Annotated in this window: 11 protein-coding genes; 4 read left to right on the forward strand and 7 right to left on the reverse strand. The window is 64.5% G+C overall.

What is annotated here, in order from left to right; translation table 11 throughout:
- The first annotated feature begins 3 nt into the window (after nucleotides 1–3).
- The gene (locus tag K1X11_RS00430) at nucleotides 4–2,280 is read left to right on the forward strand and encodes an NAD(P)-binding domain-containing protein (RefSeq protein WP_221029105.1); all 2,277 of its coding nucleotides are present in this window, start codon (nucleotides 4–6) and stop codon (nucleotides 2,278–2,280) included.
- A gap of 39 nt (nucleotides 2,281–2,319) precedes the next feature.
- Complete coding sequence (locus K1X11_RS00435; RefSeq protein ID WP_221029104.1) at nucleotides 2,320–5,187, forward strand: M16 family metallopeptidase; 2,868 nt, start codon at nucleotides 2,320–2,322, stop codon at nucleotides 5,185–5,187.
- Nucleotides 5,188–5,322: 135 nt separating this feature from the next.
- On the opposite strand, the gene K1X11_RS00440 is transcribed toward K1X11_RS00435, so the two are convergent.
- From K1X11_RS00440 to K1X11_RS00460, 5 genes are all read right to left on the reverse strand, one after another.
- The gene (locus K1X11_RS00440) at nucleotides 5,323–5,715 is read right to left on the reverse strand and encodes a SpoIIAA family protein (protein WP_221029103.1); all 393 of its coding nucleotides are present in this window, start codon (nucleotides 5,713–5,715) and stop codon (nucleotides 5,323–5,325) included.
- An 82-nt stretch (nucleotides 5,716–5,797) separates the two neighbouring features.
- Entirely contained in the window at nucleotides 5,798–6,325 is a 528-nt protein-coding gene (locus K1X11_RS00445; RefSeq protein WP_221029102.1) for a flavodoxin domain-containing protein, read from the reverse strand.
- Nucleotides 6,326–6,787: 462 nt separating this feature from the next.
- Nucleotides 6,788–7,957: an endo-1,4-beta-xylanase gene (locus tag K1X11_RS00450; protein ID WP_221029101.1), complete on the reverse strand. Its 1,170-nt coding sequence runs from the start codon at nucleotides 7,955–7,957 to the stop codon at nucleotides 6,788–6,790.
- A 77-nt stretch (nucleotides 7,958–8,034) separates the two neighbouring features.
- Nucleotides 8,035–10,074 (reverse strand): alpha/beta hydrolase family protein, encoded by a 2,040-nt coding sequence (locus K1X11_RS00455; protein WP_221029100.1) that lies wholly within the window; start codon nucleotides 10,072–10,074, stop codon nucleotides 8,035–8,037.
- Nucleotides 10,075–10,168: 94 nt separating this feature from the next.
- Complete coding sequence (locus K1X11_RS00460; RefSeq protein ID WP_221029099.1) at nucleotides 10,169–11,719, reverse strand: serine hydrolase domain-containing protein; 1,551 nt, start codon at nucleotides 11,717–11,719, stop codon at nucleotides 10,169–10,171.
- Between the two features lie 176 nt (nucleotides 11,720–11,895).
- On the opposite strand from K1X11_RS00460, the gene K1X11_RS00465 reads away from it, so the two are divergent.
- Nucleotides 11,896–12,582: a M15 family metallopeptidase gene (locus K1X11_RS00465; RefSeq protein WP_221029098.1), complete on the forward strand. Its 687-nt coding sequence runs from the start codon at nucleotides 11,896–11,898 to the stop codon at nucleotides 12,580–12,582.
- Nucleotides 12,583–12,639: 57 nt separating this feature from the next.
- Nucleotides 12,640–13,476 (forward strand): 2-keto-4-pentenoate hydratase, encoded by an 837-nt coding sequence (locus tag K1X11_RS00470; protein ID WP_221029097.1) that lies wholly within the window; start codon nucleotides 12,640–12,642, stop codon nucleotides 13,474–13,476.
- A gap of 107 nt (nucleotides 13,477–13,583) precedes the next feature.
- On the opposite strand, the gene K1X11_RS00475 is transcribed toward K1X11_RS00470, so the two are convergent.
- Nucleotides 13,584–15,470: a sulfatase-like hydrolase/transferase gene (locus K1X11_RS00475; protein ID WP_221029096.1), complete on the reverse strand. Its 1,887-nt coding sequence runs from the start codon at nucleotides 15,468–15,470 to the stop codon at nucleotides 13,584–13,586.
- A gap of 38 nt (nucleotides 15,471–15,508) precedes the next feature.
- Entirely contained in the window at nucleotides 15,509–16,573 is a 1,065-nt protein-coding gene (locus K1X11_RS00480; RefSeq protein ID WP_221029095.1) for a mechanosensitive ion channel family protein, read from the reverse strand.
- Between the last annotated feature and the right edge of the window lie 141 nt (nucleotides 16,574–16,714).

Below are 16,714 nucleotides of genomic sequence, written 5' to 3' on the forward strand. Positions count from 1 at the left end.
ACGATGAGCCGCGTGCGCAACTATCTGAACTGGCTGCATCTCCAGTGGCCGGCGGGCAAGGTCGACAAACTGCCGGAGGTGAACGCCGACGGCACGACCGCGGTGCCGGGCGTGCGGGTGGTGGGTGACCTCACCGGCGTGCCGCTGCTGAAGTTCTCAGCCGACTCGGGCGCCAAGGCGGTCGAGGCGATCGCGGCGGAGCTGGGCAACGACATCGGCGCGGAGAGCGGGCCGGTGGATGTCGCCATCATCGGCGCCGGCGTGGCTGGCATCGCCGCGGCGCTCGAAGCCAAAAAACGCGGTCTGCGTTTTGCGGTGTTTGAGGCGACGGCGGCCTTCACAACCATAACCAATTTCCCGAAGGCGAAGCCGATCTACACCTATCCGACCGATATGGTGCCGGCGGGTGACCTGCACTTTCGCGCCGACGTGAAGGAAGACCTGCTCGCCGAGCTTGAGCAGCAGCGCTCGGCCGCGGGCATCGAATACAAACGCGTGCGCATCGAGCGGGTGGAGCGACGCGGCGGTGAGCTGCGCCTGCACCACGCGGGCGGCGAACCGTTTCTGGCCAAACGCGTCATCGTCGCGATCGGCCGCAGCGGCAATCATCGCAAGCTCGGCGTGCCGGGCGAGGACCGCGAACACGTCTTTAACCGCCTGCATGATCCGGCGGAGTTTGCCGGGCGCGACGTGGTTGTCGTGGGCGGCGGTGACTCGGCGGTGGAAGCGGCCGTGGCGCTGGCGCAGGCCGACGCCAAGGTGACCCTGAGCTATCGCGGCGACGCGCTGGTGCGGGCGAAACCCGAGAACGTTGCGGCGCTCGAAGGCAGCGGGGTGCGCCTGATGCTTAAATCGCAACTGACCGCGATCGAGACGGACAGCGTGACGGTGAAGCCGGCCGACGCGGCGGCGGAGACGGTGCCGGCCGACGCGGTGTTTGCGCTCATCGGGCGCGAAGCGCCGCTGGATTTTTTCCGCCGCAGCGGCATTCCGATTCAGGGTGAGACGACGAAGTGGGGCTGGGTCGGTTTGGCGGCGATGCTGCTCTTCGCCATTTTTATCTACACGTGGAAGAGTGGTGGGCCGACCGAGAGTTGGATCGACCCGGCGGGGTTTGCGTCGTCGCTGCAGGAGCAGGTTGAGGACCGCTCGACGATCGTCGGCACGCTGGCGGTGTCGCTGCACTCGCGGTCGTTTTATTACACGCTGCTCTACAGCTCGCTCATCCTGTGGTTTGGCATCGCGCGCATTCGACGCCGGCGCACGCCCTATGTGCGGCGGCAGACGATCGCGCTGATGGTGGTGCAGTGGATGCCGCTCTTCATCCTGCCGGAAATCATCCTGCCGTGGGCCGGCTACAACGGCGCCTTTTCGGGCGGCGGCGTCGGCGAGGCGGTGGGCGATGCGTTGTTTGAAAAATACGTTTCGCCCGAGGAATACGCGGTGGAGATGTGGCCGGAGAACGGCCACCCGCGGGCGTATTGGCGCGCCTACGGACTGATCCTGGCGTGGCCGCTCAATGTGTATAACGTATTCACGCAGTCACCACACTGGTGGTGGATCGGGATTGGTCTGCTGCAGACGGCGGTGCTCATCCCCTGGATGGTGCGGCGTTGGGGCAAGGGCGCGTATTGCGGCTGGATCTGTTCCTGTGGCGCGCTGGCCGAAACGATGGGTGACCGGCATCGTCACAAGATGCCGCACGGACCGGGCTGGAACAAAGTCAACGTGATCGGGCAGGTGTTTCTGGCGGTGGCCTTCGCGCTGTTGGCGGTGCGCGTGGTCGGCTGGGTGCTGCCGGGCTCGTGGTTTGATCGCGGCTTCGATGTGATGCTGGAAGGCAAACTCGACGGCCAGACGACCGCGGGCTGGTTCCTGAGCTACAAGTGGTTTGTCGACGTGCTGTGGGCGGGCGTCATCGGCGTGGCGTTTTATTTCAAATACTCCGGCCGCGTGTGGTGTCGTTTCGCCTGTCCGCTGGCGGCGCTCATGCACATCTACGCCCGGTTTTCGCGCTTCCGGATTTTCTCCGAAAAGAAGAAGTGCATCTCCTGCAACGTGTGCACCTCGGTGTGTCACCAGGGCATCGACGTGATGGCCTTTGCCAATCGCGGCGTGCCGATGGAGGACCCGGAATGTGTGCGTTGCTCGGCCTGTGTGCAGAGCTGCCCGACGGGCGTGCTGAGCTTCGGCCGACTGTTGGCCGACGGCAAACCGCTCTTCGACGACCTCGAAGCGTCCCCGGTGCGAATGCAGGAAAGCGCGCTGGCCCGCCGGTAGGGGTTGAAATCGTGACGGGGGCGGATTGTTTCCCAAACGATGCTTTTTACTCCGTGTCTGCGCAGGTTTTGGCAACTGGCTTGGTGGGTAGCGGCGACGGCGCTGCTGGCGATCGGGCTGCAGGCACAGTCGGCCGCGCGCTCGGGCCGATGGGCGCATGAAGACAGCGCGCTGACGCCGGACGCTCGGGTGGTGTGGGGCAAGCTGCCCAACGGCGTGCGTTACGCGCTGCGGCCACATGATGCGGTGCCGCAGGCGGCGACGTTGCAGTTTCTGGTGCTCTCGGGCTCGATGGACGAGCGCGACGACGAGCGGGGCCTGGCTCACTTCATCGAGCACATGTGTTTCCGCGGCACGGAGAGTTTCAGCGAGGAAGCGATGGTGGATTTTTTCCAGGAGCTGGGCATCGAATACGGCAGCGACGTCAACGCCATCACGACCTTTGACCACACGGCCTACGCGCTCGATTTTCGCGATGCCTCGGAGGAGTTGCTGGGGCGCGGGTTGGACCTGTTTCGCAGTTTTGCCGACGGCGTGTTGTTTACCCCGGAGTCGATCGACAACGAACGCGGTGTGATCCTGAGCGAGCTGCGCGGGCGCGACAGCATCGGCGCGCGGGGGCAACTGGCGTCGATGCAGACGATGTTTGAGGGCCTGAGTTTTCCGAACCGCACGCCGGGTGGTTCGCCGGAGAGCATCGAGTCGCTGCGGCCCGAGCAGTTTCGCGATTTCTACGAGCGCTGCTACCGGCCGGACCTGATGGTGATTGTGGCGGCGGGGGATTTTGATCCGGCGCTGCTCGAGCAGATCATCACCGAGCGTTTTGGTTCGATGAAACCGGCCACGCGGCCGCTGCCGGAGCGGCATACGGGAGCGCTGGCGGAGAGCCGCGGCATGCGCGCGGATGTGTTTCGGATCAGCGACGTGGGCTCGGTGCGCGTCACGACGGCTTCGGTCGCGGCAGAGCCGGCCGGAGCCGACAACAAGGCGGCGCGGGTATTGGGCCAGCAGCGCAGCTTCGTGCAGACGCTGTTGAACAGCCGGCTGCAGATGGGCTTGATGCCGACGCCGGGCGCGGAGGCGGGTTACGAAACTTTGCTCGGTTACGAGGCGGCGATGGCCAGCGTGATGACGGCCGCGCCGGTGTGGAAAACGCATGTCGCGGCCTTGGACGACACGCTGCGCTCGACCTACCAATACGGTTTTGAGTGGTCGGAGGTGCAGCCGCTGCGCGACCGGAATCGGCGCATGATCGAGTTGTTGCGGGAGCAGTTGGCGCATTCCGATCCGCATGGGGTGTGTCAAGCGCTGCTCGACTCCATTGTGGAGCACAAGGTCTTCGTCGGCCGCGAAACGGAAATCAACTGGATGGGCGAGTGGCTGGACGGCTTGAGCTTGGCGCAGGTCAACGCGGTGTATCGCGACCTGTGGAAACTGGACACGATGAGCTGGCACCTGAGCGGCGATCTGCCGGCGGAGTTCAAGGCCGGCGAGGTGCTTACGGAGCTGGGCAAGTCGCGCGACAACGATCCGCGCCAACTGCATCCGAGTGAGCGTGAGGAGCATCACTTCGAGTTGAAGGATTGGGGCGAGGCGACCGAGTGGGAGTTGGTGCGCGACCTCGATGAAGTGGGCGCGAAGCTCTTCAAGTTTGGCAACAACGTGCGCTTCAACTTCCGTCCGTCTCCGCACGAACCCGGAGTGGTGCGCATGGTCGTTCGAGTGGGCCCGGGGCTGCTCAACCTGCCGGGTAACGAACCGGCGCTGAAGGAGTTTGGCCTACAGACCTTGTTCTCCAGCGGCACGATCAACTACGGGCCGGATGACCTGCGCGAAATCATCGGCGAACAGCTGCTGGAGTTTGATCTCAACGTCGATGACTACGACGCGCTGACCTTTCGCGGCGCGGCGCAACGCGAGGACCTCACCGCGTTGCTCGGGGTGGCGACGGAGTTTTTGTATGCGCCGAAATTCGGCACCTACGTGCACCGCAACGAGAAGATGAAGGCGGCGATGACGCGCGCGTCCAACTCGATGGGCATGCAAGAAGGCATGCGCGAATTCACCGACTACCTCTTCGAAGGCGACGCCCGTTTCACCTGGGGCACGATGGTCGACTATCTTGGGCTCAGCTCAGTCGATGTGCGCAAGTGGCTGCAAAAGCCGCTGACGGAAGGCTATGTCGAAGTCACCCTCGTGGGCGACATCAGCGAGGAGGATGCCTTGGCGGCGGTGCAACGCACCCTCGGCCAACTCCCGACGCGCGATGTGGAGAAGGTGGTGCCGCGCAACCGCAAGCCGGTGAAGCTGGCGGCGCGGCCGGGCTTCAAGCGCATCGAGTTTGTGGGCGAGCGTCACCTCGCGATGGTGATGGGCGTTTGGCCGGTCGAGGGCGAACTCGACACGCGGGATCGGGCAGCGCTCTACCTGCTCTCGAAGATCCTGGAGCTGCACGTGCGCGAAGAGATTCGCAACAACCTCGGCATGGCTTACTCGCCGACGGCAAGTTTTGAAAACTACGATGGGTTTCCGGAGTTTGGCCTGCTGCGGGCGATGATCGATTGCTCGGCCGATGAGACCACGAAGATCGCGCGGCTGGTCGAAGACATCGCTTGGGAGATCTCGCGGAAGGGCGTCGACGAAGGTGAGTTCAAGGGCGCTCGCGGTATTCTCTCCAGCCGCATTCGGCGGGCCTTCATGGACAACGGCTTTTTGCTGGAGGAACTCATCCGCGCGCAGGAGCGCCCGGAGTCGGTCGAAGAGATGCTGGCGCTTAAGGAAGGGCTGGTCGACGAGATCACGCTCGAGGAAGTGGACGCGTGGGCGAAGAAGGTGCTCACGCGCCGCAACAGCCGCACCGCGGCGATCGTGCCGAAGCAGTTCATCGGTCTGTTCGAGACGAACTGATCGCTGAGGCGAACGCACGGCGGGGCGCGGCAAACAAAACGCCCACCGGCTGGGGCCGGCGGGCGTCGGGCGCGCGAGACGCGCGAGTGCAGTCCGGTGGTGCCGGTGCACAAAGTGTCGGTGGTGGTGGGAGCGTCAGTCGCGGGCGTTGGCGGTTTCGACCACGGCGCCGGTGATCCAGGCGATGGCCTCGTCGAGTTGACCTTCTTCGAAGGTGCGGAATTCGCCGTCGAGGACCTTGGAGCCGAGTTGCATGGCCCATTTGAACCAGGCTTGGGCGCCGACCACGGCGATGTGTTTGAAGTCGTGGCGATGTTTGTAGCCGAAGCGGGCGTCGTCCCACATGGCACCGAAGTCCCAGCCTTCGAAGTTTTCGTCGAGGTGAAGGACGAGGTTCACTTTGCCCTGTTTGGCGATGGCTTGTTCGATCCGCGGGGCAAAGTCGGATTCGTAGTCACGGGCGCTGAGGATGCCGGTCGCGGAAAAAACGAGGGTGTCCTCGGAGGGGGAGGGGAGTTGGTCAATCATTGGGGTTTGGGGCTTTGAGGTTTGAGGGGGTAGAAAAGCCGGGAAAGGGGGCGGTGGGAGGCACCGCTGGGGAGCGTGCGGGTCAGTTCACGCCGGACGTCTCCAGTTGCCGTTTACGCTCGTAGAGGCGGATCTGGCGGCAGGTGGTCGCGATGAAGCTCTGGAGCATGGCGGTATCGAGGTCTTCGACGGACTTTTTGACGCCAGCCATGTTTTTGACGACCCAGCGCTGCAGCATGGACATGCGGTCAAAATAAAACGCACCGCCCAGACGGGCGGTGGCGAAAGCGTGGGCGCGCAAGCGCAAGGGGTAGGCGGCCTCGAGTTGTTCGGCGGCTTCCTCGTCCTGCTTCATGCAGGAAATAAACAACGCGAGGGGATGGCGCAGCAGGCGATCATGGTAGCGTTCGCAGAACTCGCCGACGGCGGGTTGGATCGCGCCGATGTGGACCGAGCCGCCAATGAGAATCACCCCGGCCCTCGAGAGGTCGGGATGCGGGTGAGTGGACAGGTCGAAGGTCTCAACCGGACCGGGCAACTCGCGGGCGATGCGCTGGGCGCACATCTCGGTGAAACCGTGAGTCGAAGCGTAAACGATGAGCGTGGACATGATCGCATTCTCCTCGCGGAGCGGAGCGCGGACGACCGGGGAAGGGGTTTTCCATGGACAACGGACGTGCTTCGCAGCGCACGTCGAAAAATAGTCCCAAACCGGTCCCCAAGTAAATGCACATTTGGCCAATTGGTGGGCATCCCTTGACCGGCAGGAATTTAGGGCTGCGGTGTCGGATTTGCAAAGGGGCCACGGATCGCACGGATAACCACGGATATGAGCACTGAAGTCGGGGCGGACTGCGCGGTCGCCGCGCAGGTTTTTCCGTAGAAACGCCAGGGGAAAAGCGGCCGAGACGGCCGCTGCTACAGGATGAGGCGGGGTGTAGCCGTGGGCGTGTCGCCCGCGTTCGTTGGAGTGGTGGCAGTCTCTGAGGGCGACCATAACGCGGCGATGCCGCGAAGGCGGGATCGCTGCGCGCCAACGCGGCTACTGTGCGGGCCGTCAGAGGGCCCGGTGTTACGGGGTGGTCGCGAGCTCGAGCACGCGATGGAAGGCGGGCTTGGGCTGACCTTCGCGATCGAAGAGTAATGGGTAATTGGTGCGGCCGCGGGCGGGCCAGTTGTTGAGCCAGGAATCGGCGTCGGTGACGCCCCAGAAGGTGACGCGTTCGATCTTGTCGGCGTGTTTGAGCAGCAGCGCGAAGATCTCGGCGTAGCGGTCGGCGAGGCGTTCCTGTTCGGCGGCGGGCAGGCCATCCGGGAAGGGATTGTTTTCCGGCGTGGCTTGGCGGGCGGCGAGGTCGACGTTGGCGCCATCGGCACCGAAGAACTGGTCGCGGCCGAGGAAGTCGACGTCGAGTTCGGTGATGTGCAGCGGCAGGCCGGTGGAGGCGAGGTGGAGGATGGACTCCTCGATCTCGGTGATGGTCGGACGGTGCATGGACCAGTGGCCCTGCAGGCCGATGCCGTCGATGCGCACGCCCTTGGCTTTGAAGTCTTCAACCATGGCGACGACGCCGGCGCGGCGACCGGGCTCGGTCATGCCGTAGTCGTTGTAGATGAGCTTGGCGTCGGGGAAGAACTCGGCGGCGATGCGGAAGGCCTGTTCCTCGAAGTCGTCGCCGATGATTTGGTTGAACTTGGACTGGCGTTTTGAGCCGTCGCTTTCGATGGACTCGTTGACGACGTCCCAGAGATCGATGGCGTCGCCCCAGCGTTCGGCGTAGAGGCGGGCGCGTTCGCGCATGCGGGCGAGGAGGGCGTCGCGGGAGAGCGGGTTGCCCTCGGCATCTTCGTAAACCCAGTCGGGGGTCTGGCTGTGCCAGAAAAGGCAATGGCCGATGGTGTAGAGGTCATGCGCCTCGGCGAAGTCGATGTAGGGCTGGACGTATTCGTAGTGGTAGACGCCCGGCTCGGGGTTAAAGACGCCCCACTTCATGGCGTTGGCCGAGGTGACGGTGTCGAACTGCTGCGCGGAGATTTGTAGGGCGGGATTGGACAGGTCGCGCAGATACCAGCCGTTGACGGTCGACCCGATGCGGAACTTACCGGCGTAGGCGTCGCGCAGGGTGGTGGCGGGTTGGGTGGCCGTGGCGACCGCGACACCGCCGAGGATTCCGATGGTTCCGGTCAGGCCGCGGATGAGGCGGGCACACCGGTTAGGGGCGCAAAAAAACGGGAGGGTCACAGGGCATGGTTCTGCAGTTGTCCCGGGGCGACAAGTGACGGTCGTGTTATGCGTTAACTGCGGCGCGTGGTCGGGAATCAGAGGTGTTTGGCCAGGAAGGCCTCGATTCGGGAATAGAGTGCGTCGAGGTTGCGCAGTTGCTCCATGCCGTGTCCTTCACCGCCGGCGAACAGGACCTCGTGAGGGATGTGGTTTTTTTCCAGTTCATCGACCAGGTGTTTCGATTGGCGGATGGAGACTACGGTATCCTTTTTGCCGTGGGCGACGAAGACGGGGATCTTGATCTGGTCGATCCGATTGAGCGGGGAGATCGCTTCCAGGTCCGCGCTAGTGGCCGAGGCCTCGAGGAGGTTGCGGCGCAGCACCTGATAACGAGCATCCTCGAAGCGAAAACGCTGCATGTCGTCGATCAACTCCTGCCAATCGAAAACGCCGGCGTTGCTGATGGCGCAACGATACAGGTCGGGCTCCTGCGTGGCGCCGGTGAGGGCCAGGTAGCCGCCGAACGAGGAGCCCATGATGGCGATTCGGTCGGGATCGATGAGACTCATCTTGCGCAGGGCCTTCACGCCATCGGTGACATCGTGGTGCATCTTGGCGAAGTCCCAGGTGTCACCGGGGAATTTCCAATCGTAGCCGGTGGAGCCGCGGTAGTTGGGTTGGAAGACGGCGTAGCCGCGGCTGGCGAGGAACTGGACCTCGGGATCCCAGCCCCAGATATCGTTGGCCCAGGGACCGCCGTGCGGCAGGACGACCAGGGGCACCGGATTGGCCTCGGAGGCGGCGGGCGGGATGGTGAGGAACCCTTCCAGTTTCACGCCGTCGCGGGCTTTGAACTGGATGATGTGCATGGGCGCACTGCGATCGGGATCAATCCAGGGCGCGCTCTGTTTCAGCAAGCCGAGCGACTTCTTTTTCAGGTCGAGCACGTGAAAGATCGGAGGCTGCTTGTCGGAATAGGAGGCGAGGATGAAGTGACGTCCCTCCTCGTCCATGTCGACGATCAGCACGATTTGCCGGGGCAGGCTCTGTTCCACCATGGCCTGCACCTGTCGCATGGTCTCGTCGAACCAGACCGTGCGGGTGGCGACGCTGTCGATCCGCAATCCGATCATGCGCCGTGAGCGGGGATCTCGGATGATGGACGCGGATTCGGGGTCGTAGGCGTCATCCTGATACACCATTTCACCGAGTTGGCCCGAGCGGGCGTCGAAGCGGTGCAGGGCGCGCGGCGAGCCCGCTTGGGTGGGCCCCATGACGATCAGCTCCCCGGGGTCATCGCCGGCGCCGATGATGTAGATCTCATCGAGATCGGCAGGGCTTTCGTGCCACTCGTCCTGCTCGAGATAGTGCAGCGTGAACCTGCCGCCTGAGGCTGTGGTGGCAAAGGCGAGTTCGCCCAAACGATCGGTGAAATAGGACGTGACGACCGGTCCGGGGGCTTTGGGAAACGTGCGTTTGACGGTGGCCTGGATGCCGTAGGTCGAGAGCGGGTCGTTATTGGATTGGAAGCCGGTGCCCCCGAGGACGTGTTCCTCGCGGCGGGAGCGGATGCCGACGCGGGTGTTGATCTGCACCACGCCGTAGTCGCGACCATCATCGTAGGCGTTGCGCCGGACCCACACGAGCGGGAAGTCGGGCGTCTCGAGGGGGAGGCCGATGATTTGGCAGGCGCTGTTCTGCTCGACGGAGAAGGACTTCCCGCTGGGCTCGGCAATGTAGAGACCGGAGGCGTAGAGGTTGTCCTCCACCACCGTGAGCAGAACACGTTTGTCGTTGAGCCAGACATAGCTGGCGACGTCGCGGTTGGCCGACGGGGTGACGGTTTTGATTTTATTCTTCTCCAGCTCGACGAAGAGCAGGCCTTTGCGGTCGGCCGACATGGGCACAACCGCGGCGACGTGGGTGCCCTTGCCGTTCAGGGCTGGCTGGGAAAACAGCCAGGGGCGGAAGAAGTCAGTGACCGGAATCGGTTGGTCGGCGGGGACCGGGGTGGCGCGTTCCGTGGGGTCGTCGGCGCCGTGGACGGCGGCGAATCCGCCGGCGAGAACTGCGATGAGGAGCGTGAGGGAACGCTGGCGAAGCGCGGACCTGACGGGGCGAATGGTTGCGGGCATGAAGCGGGGGAGGGTGAGATGACGGCCAGTCGATCACGTTCGACGAAGCCGGAGGCAGCAGGGGCGCGCAACACCATTGGCATCCCGGATATTGTCAGGGACTGCTCTGCACTGGAGCGAAGGGTTTCCCGTCGTTGAGGGGGAAGACGAGTGGGGTGACGGTGACGGCGTCGCCGTCGGGGCTGAAGTGGAGGGCGAGCTCGGGGGTGTAGGTGGTCTCAGGGAGGCTGAAACGCACGGTGAAGGTGTTTTCGTCGGTCCACGCTCCGGCGGCGCCGACGTCCTGCGCGGTGCCGGGCATGGGACGGTTTTCGAGCACTTGGAAGGCGCCGGTGCGGCCGGTCAGCCAGCGGTCGTAACCGACGGCGAGCGTGTGCGTTTCACCATCCACGGTGCCGTGGAAGGTGGCCTGGTCTTGTCCAAACTCGATGGATACAGCGCTGAAGCGGGAGGCGTTGGCGGGCAGCTGGTAGGTGCGGCCGCTGACGGTGGCGGCGAGAGGCGAGGTGGCGGCGCCGGCGGGACGGTCGTAGCTGAGGTGACTCAGGCGTTCGGCGAGGGCGGCGGCGGCGGTGTTGTCGGCGGGCAGCGGCACAGGCGCGAGGCCGGGCAGGAGGTGTTTCCAGACGGCTTTCATGACGCCGCCCATGTCGTTGGTGCCGGACGTGATGGCGACGACGGCGTCGTATTGGGGCATGACGATACAGAACTGACCGAAGCGACCGTCGCCGCGGTAGAAGCCGGGGATGCAGCGCCAGAATTGGTAACCATAACCCTGGTCCCAATCGCTTTCGGGGTTGCTGCCGTTGGAGGACTGTTTGCGAGTGGCGGCCGCGACGTAGTCGGCGGGCAGGAGGCGTTGGGCGTTCCACTCGCCTTGCTGCAGGTAGAGTTGGCCGAGCTTGGCGATGTCTTCAGTGGTGGCGCGCATACCGAAGCCGCCGAAGGCCACGCCGTCTTTGCTCTGGTCCCAGTGCGGGGTGTTGATCCCGAGTGGTTCAAACAGGCGCGGCGTGAGGTAGTCGATGAGGCTCTCGCCGGTCGTTTTTTCCACGGCGGCGGCGAGCACGTAGGAGGCGGGAGTATTGTAGAGGAAGTGGGTGCCGGGTTTGTGGGCGACGGGCAGGTGCAGGAAGTCGTTCACGAGCGTGGTGTCGGCGGTGCCGGCCCAAGAGAATTTACTTAGGTCCTCGTCGTGGTGGCCGGTGTTCATGGCGAGCAGATCGCGCACGCGCATGTTGCGGAGGTGGTCGGACGGCTCGGCGGGCGCCTCGGCGGGGAACAGTTCGATTATGGGCGTGTTGAGCGTGAAGTGCCCCTCGGCGATGGCCATGCCCACGGCGGTGGAGGTGAAGCTCTTGGAGAGGGAAAAGAACATGTGCTGGGCGTCGGCGTGGTGAGGCGTCCACCAGCCCTCGGCGACCACCTGACCGTGGCGCACGAGCATGAAGCTGTGCAGCGCGTCGATGTTGGCGTCGACGTCGTCGATGAAGGCTTGAATGGCCGCCGACGAAACACCCTGCGCTTCGGGCGAGCCGCTGCGCGGGAGGGAGGATTCGGCACGAGCGAGGGGGCTAAGCAAGGTGCCGAGGAGCATGAGCATGGAGAACGCAGCGACGCGGCGTCCGAGGGGCAGAGAGGTCATGATGAGGCGGGGTGGAGGTGAAGCCGGGGTAGGTGAAAAACGTCGGTCGCATGACCGGGGGAAGCGAGGGATGGCAGGCTGACCGTTGACCCCAGAAACGCGCTGGAGCTGGAGGTTGCGCGCCGCGGGTTTTTGGGCCAAGGGTGGAGTCGATGGGGTTCTGGCGAAACAGACTGATGCTGGGGACACTCGGAGTCGTGCTCGCAGGGACGAGTTGTCGGGCGGACGACGGCGAGGTCGGATCGTTGCCCGCGGGGTTTGTGCGTCTGGCGGAGGTCGCGCCGACCGTGCAGCAGGAGCCGCGTTATGCGACGGCGGATAATTTTGTGGGGGAGCCCATTCACGGGTATGAGGCGCCGACTGTGGTTTTGACCGTGCCCGCGGCACAGTCGTTGCGCGCGGTGCAACAGGCGCTGTTGGAGCAGGGACTGAGTCTAAAGGTGTTCGATGCATACCGGCCGCAACGGGCGGTGTTGCACTTCGTGCGCTGGGCGCGGGATGAAGATGATCAGCGGACGAAGGCGACGTATTATCCGGACGTGCCGAAAGCGGAGTTGTTTGAACGAGGTTACATCGCGCTGGAATCGGGCCACTCGCGAGGGAGCACGGTGGACGTGTCCTTGCTGCGACGGGTAGCCGACGGCACATGGCAGGAGCTACCGATGGGCACGCCGTTTGATTTTTTTGGGCCGGAGTCTGCCAGCAGCTCGGAGGCGGTTTCGGCCGAGGCGCAGGCCAACCGAAAGCGACTGCGCGCCGTCATGGAAAAACACGGCTGGATTGCCTACGAGGCGGAGTGGTGGCACTTTACCCTGCGCGACGAGCCGTATCCGGAAACCTACTTCGATTTTGTGGTGCGGTAGCGTAGTGTGTTCGCACGCGCCCTGCTTTCGCCAACCTGCAGACCTCCCGAAATTGCCATGCCTACCCTGACTCGACTCTTCCGTTTTGCCGCCGCTACTGTGCTCTCCATCGCCACCTTGTCCGCTCAGGAGCCCGGCGAATGGGCCGACGAGATCATCAAAGCGCTCGACCGCAAACATCCGATTCCGGCCATCGGCGTCACCAGCCGCAATCCGACCGAATACATGGGTTACCGGGTGCAGCGTGAGTTGGTGAAGAAGTTGGTCGAAGCCGGTGACGAAGTCGTCGGGCACAAAGCCGGGGCGACGTCGGAGGCGGCGCAGGTGAAATTTGGGTTATTGGAGCCGGTGGCCGGGGAGCTCTTGAAGTCACACCTGAAAAATACCGCGACCTTTGTGAGCCTGCGCGGCAAGGACGGGGTGATGATCGAAATGGAGATCGGGTTTGTGCTGAAGCTCACCATCCGCGAAGCGCCGGCCAATGTGGAGGAGCTGAAGGAGTATGTGCGCGAAATCGTGCCGGTGGTGGAGTTGCCCAATGTGGATTTCACCGAGGAGCGGATCACGCCGGCGGATCTCATCGGCAGTAATGTGGCGGCCTCGACGGTGGTGGTGGGGCGCCCCAAGCGAGTGGGCTTGGTCGACTTGAACGATGTTGCAGTGACCTTGGAACGCGGTGGCGAAGAAATTGCCACGGGCGTCGGCAGCGATGTGATGGGCGACCCATGGGAGGCGTTGCTATGGCTGGTGCGCCAACGCCTGCGCGAAGGTTACGAAGTGAAGCGCAATGACCTGTTGATCACGGGCGCGATGGGGCAGGTGGTGTCGGCCAAGGCCGGACGTTACGTGGCCGATTTTGGCAAGCTGGGCCGCGTGACGTTCTCGATGCGCTGAAGCGGCGAGTCGAGCGCGCGGAGAGGCAGAGCGTGTCGGGCGTGAAGCCCGACCCACGGCAAAGCTCCGCATCCAAATTTGTGGGTCGGGCTTTATGCCCGACGGCGTTATTCGGGCTGCTCGGTTTCGTTGCCGGCGAGAATGTGTTCGAGCAATCGGTCGACGTAACCGCCGTAGCGCGGGTGCGGCAGATCCGTGGACTCGCGCGGATAGGTTTTGAGCAGCGGGTGGAGCGGAGAGGCAATGGGGCCGAGTTGGTCGATGACCTGCAGGGCCGAGACCGCGGCGAAGTGATCGTGGGTGGGATCGGCGAAGGCACCGAGGTGTTCGAGCGCGAGGGCGCGGTCGTTGCGGTTGCCGCGGTGGACGAGGAGCTCGGCGGCGGCGATGGCGACCTCGGGCGACGGGTCATCGAGCATGTTCCGCAGATGGGGGACGTGATCGTAAGCGACCGACGGGTGCTGCAGGCCGAGATGGCGCAGCGTCCAGTAACGCACCGCGGAGTCGTTGTCCTGTAGTTGGCGTTCCACTACGGCGGTAGGAAGCGGCGGGCCGAGGGTGGCACGACCGGCGACGGTGGCGAGGCGGTGCACGTCGTAGTGGCCGGACTCGCGGGCCCAGTCGTAGGGCGACGTGTCGCCGGCCCGGCATTTGATTTCGCCTTCGGGCAGGAAGCCGAGGTCCCGGGTGGCGATGAGGTGTTGAAAGAGCGCGGAAGAGAGCCGGTCTTTGGTCGCGACGTGGGCCGGATCGTTGGCGAGGTTGTGGATCTCGAGTGGATCGGTGTGGAGGTCGTAGAGTTCTTCGGGCGGGGTGGGCTCCCAGAAGGCAGCTTGGGCGGCGTTGAGTTCGCCGGCCTGCCATTGTTCAAACCACAGGCGGGTGGTCGGGGTCTGAAATTGGTAAGCGACGTGTTGGCCGGCGGGGAGATCCGGGCGGAAGTTGCGCACGTAAACGTAGTGACCGTCGGTGACGGTGCGGACAAAGTCGGTGCGTTCGTCCATGCGACCGCGGAAACCAAACATGAACTCCGGCGCGGGCGTGAGATGTTCGCCGAGGAAGGCGTGACCTTGCATCCATTCCGGAGGCTTGATGCCGATCAAGCTGAGCAGGGTCGGCGCAAAATCGACGAAGCTGACCAGGCGGTCGGTGGCTCCGCCGGGCGTGTAGTCGGCGGAGCGGAGGTGGGCGAATTTCTCCGGGATGTAGACGACCAACGCGATCTGTTGGCCGCGGTTGTTGGGGTTGCGTTTGTGGCCCGGCATGCCCGCGCCGTGATCGCTGTAGTAGAAGATGATGGTGTCTTCGGTGAGGCCGTCGGCGGCGAGTTCGGCCAGGCGGGCGCCGGCGGCAGCATCGGCGGCGGTCACGCTGTCGTAATATTGCGCCCAGTCCTGGCGCACGGCGGGGGCGTTGGGGTGATAGGGCGGGACGGGCGCGTGGGCCGGATCGTGAATGGCCTCGTGGGGGCGTTTGCGCAGCTGGCTCTCGTGACTCTGAAAGGCGTTGAAGATGGCGAAGAAGGGCTGGGAGGGATCGGCGCGATTGCGCCAGTGGGCGCTGCGGGAGGATTCGTCCCAGAGGTCGGCTGGGGTGGAGAGGTTGTAATCGGTCTTTTCGTTGTTGGTGCAGTAGTAACCGGCTTCGCGCAGGAAGGTCGGGTAGGGCGCCTTGCCGGCGGGCGCGGGCGCGAAGCTGCGCATGTGTTGGGTGCCGGTGGAGGGTGGATAGAGTCCGCTGATAAGGGTGGTGCGGGCGGGCGCGCAGACCGGGGCGTTGGACCACGCGTGATCGTAGCGCAGCCCGCGACTGGCGAGGGCATCGACATGGGGCGTGGTGGCGTAGTCGTCGCCGTAGCAGCCCATGTCGGGACCGTGATCCTCACTGGTGAGCCAGAGGATGTTGGGGCGGTCGGCGGCGGTGGTCGTGCTGGCGGCGGTGGCGAGCAGCGGCGCGAGTGCGCAGCACAGGGCGATGAGGCGAAGGAGGGGCATGGGGCAGGACGTTGGGCGAGCGTGAACAGAACGGCGTTTCAGGACGAGGTGGACTCGTGGTCGTCATGTTTACGCAGGAGGGATTCGCGCTCTTCCTGGAGGCGTTGAATCTTGGCGGCGAGGGCGGGGGCGGCGTCTTTGCCGGTGGCGCGTGGATCGGCTTCGAGGCGTTTGATTTCGGCTTCGATCTCGGCGAGCCGGATTTCGGCGGCTTCGGCTTCCTCGGCTTTGTCAAAGGCGAGGGTTTCCGCGGTGGGGGGCTCGGGTTGGGTCGAGCTGGAAACCGGGGTGGCGGCGGAGGGCATGATGGGCTGTTCCTCGGGAATGCGCCGCTGGTTCATGATGGCAGGCGAGGCGATTTCGATGCCCGCGCCGTGGAGCGCGTCGAGCACGTGGCGGTTGAGGATGGAGCGGGTGGTGAGCAGGCTTTTCACCTCAGTGAGCAGCCCGGCGACGCGGTAGGTGACGGCGTAGTCGCCGAGTTCGCTGACTTGCACAAACGGATCGGTGAGGCCGGCGTCGGACGCGGCCTGTTTGAGCAGCCCGTCGATGGTCGCGTGGTGGACGTCGTAGCCGAGCGAGAGGGAGGTGGAGACGATGGTGCCGGAGGCGCGGATGGTGGTGACCGGGTGGGTGATCAAGAAAGTGTGGGGAAAGGCAATGAGGTCGCGGTGTTCGGTCTGGACCTCGGTGTCGAGCAGCCCGCGCTCGGAGACGCGACCAAAGTGGTCCTCGACGCGGATGAAGTCGCCAGTGCGAAACGGTTTGGTGATCCGCAGCATCATCCCGGCGGTGAGGTTGGCGAGGATGGTGGTGGAGGAGAACGCGAACATGCCCGAGATGATGAGGCCGATGAGCCCGAGCACCTGGTTACGGCTGCTGTCACTGACCGGCAGGGCTAGGGCGAGCAGCGCGATGGCGACAAGGGCGAGAAACACCATGATCAACTGGCGGGGCAGCCGGCGCTCGTTGCCGAGGTTGGGAAAGCGGCCGAGGAGCAGCCAGTGGGCGATGCGAAGCACGATACCGCAGATGGCAGCAGTGGCTACGAGAGGACCCAGTGCAGCGAGCAGGTCGGTCACCGAAGCGAGCGGAAGGGGCATGGCGGGACCTTGGCGGGTGGGGCAGAGGGGAGCGAAAAGAAAATGCGACAGGGGGCGCGGGATCGGCTTGGGCAAGCTGCTGATGCCTCACCTTTTGCCAATGCATGTGCACGGCTTGGGCTGGGGACGTTTCGGCGTTGG

Source organism: Actomonas aquatica (assembly GCF_019679435.2).
Taxonomy (GTDB): Bacteria; Verrucomicrobiota; Verrucomicrobiia; order Opitutales; family Opitutaceae; genus Actomonas; species Actomonas aquatica.

Excerpts from the sequence above, each read along its gene's own strand:
- K1X11_RS00470 (WP_221029097.1), top strand. The coding sequence starts at position 12,640 with ATGCCTACCCTGACTCGACTCTTCCGTTTTGCCGCCGCTACTGTGCTC.
- K1X11_RS00435 (WP_221029104.1), top strand. The coding sequence starts at position 2,320 with ATGCTTTTTACTCCGTGTCTGCGCAGGTTTTGGCAACTGGCTTGGTGG.
- K1X11_RS00455 (WP_221029100.1), bottom strand. The coding sequence starts at position 10,074 with ATGCCCGCAACCATTCGCCCCGTCAGGTCCGCGCTTCGCCAGCGTTCC.
- K1X11_RS00465 (WP_221029098.1), top strand. The coding sequence starts at position 11,896 with ATGCTGGGGACACTCGGAGTCGTGCTCGCAGGGACGAGTTGTCGGGCG.
- K1X11_RS00445 (WP_221029102.1), bottom strand. The coding sequence starts at position 6,325 with ATGTCCACGCTCATCGTTTACGCTTCGACTCACGGTTTCACCGAGATG.
- K1X11_RS00430 (WP_221029105.1), top strand. The coding sequence starts at position 4 with ATGAGCCGCGTGCGCAACTATCTGAACTGGCTGCATCTCCAGTGGCCG.
- K1X11_RS00480 (WP_221029095.1), bottom strand. The coding sequence starts at position 16,573 with ATGCCCCTTCCGCTCGCTTCGGTGACCGACCTGCTCGCTGCACTGGGT.
- K1X11_RS00440 (WP_221029103.1), bottom strand. The coding sequence starts at position 5,715 with ATGATTGACCAACTCCCCTCCCCCTCCGAGGACACCCTCGTTTTTTCC.
- K1X11_RS00460 (WP_221029099.1), bottom strand. The coding sequence starts at position 11,719 with ATGACCTCTCTGCCCCTCGGACGCCGCGTCGCTGCGTTCTCCATGCTC.
- K1X11_RS00475 (WP_221029096.1), bottom strand. The coding sequence starts at position 15,470 with ATGCCCCTCCTTCGCCTCATCGCCCTGTGCTGCGCACTCGCGCCGCTG.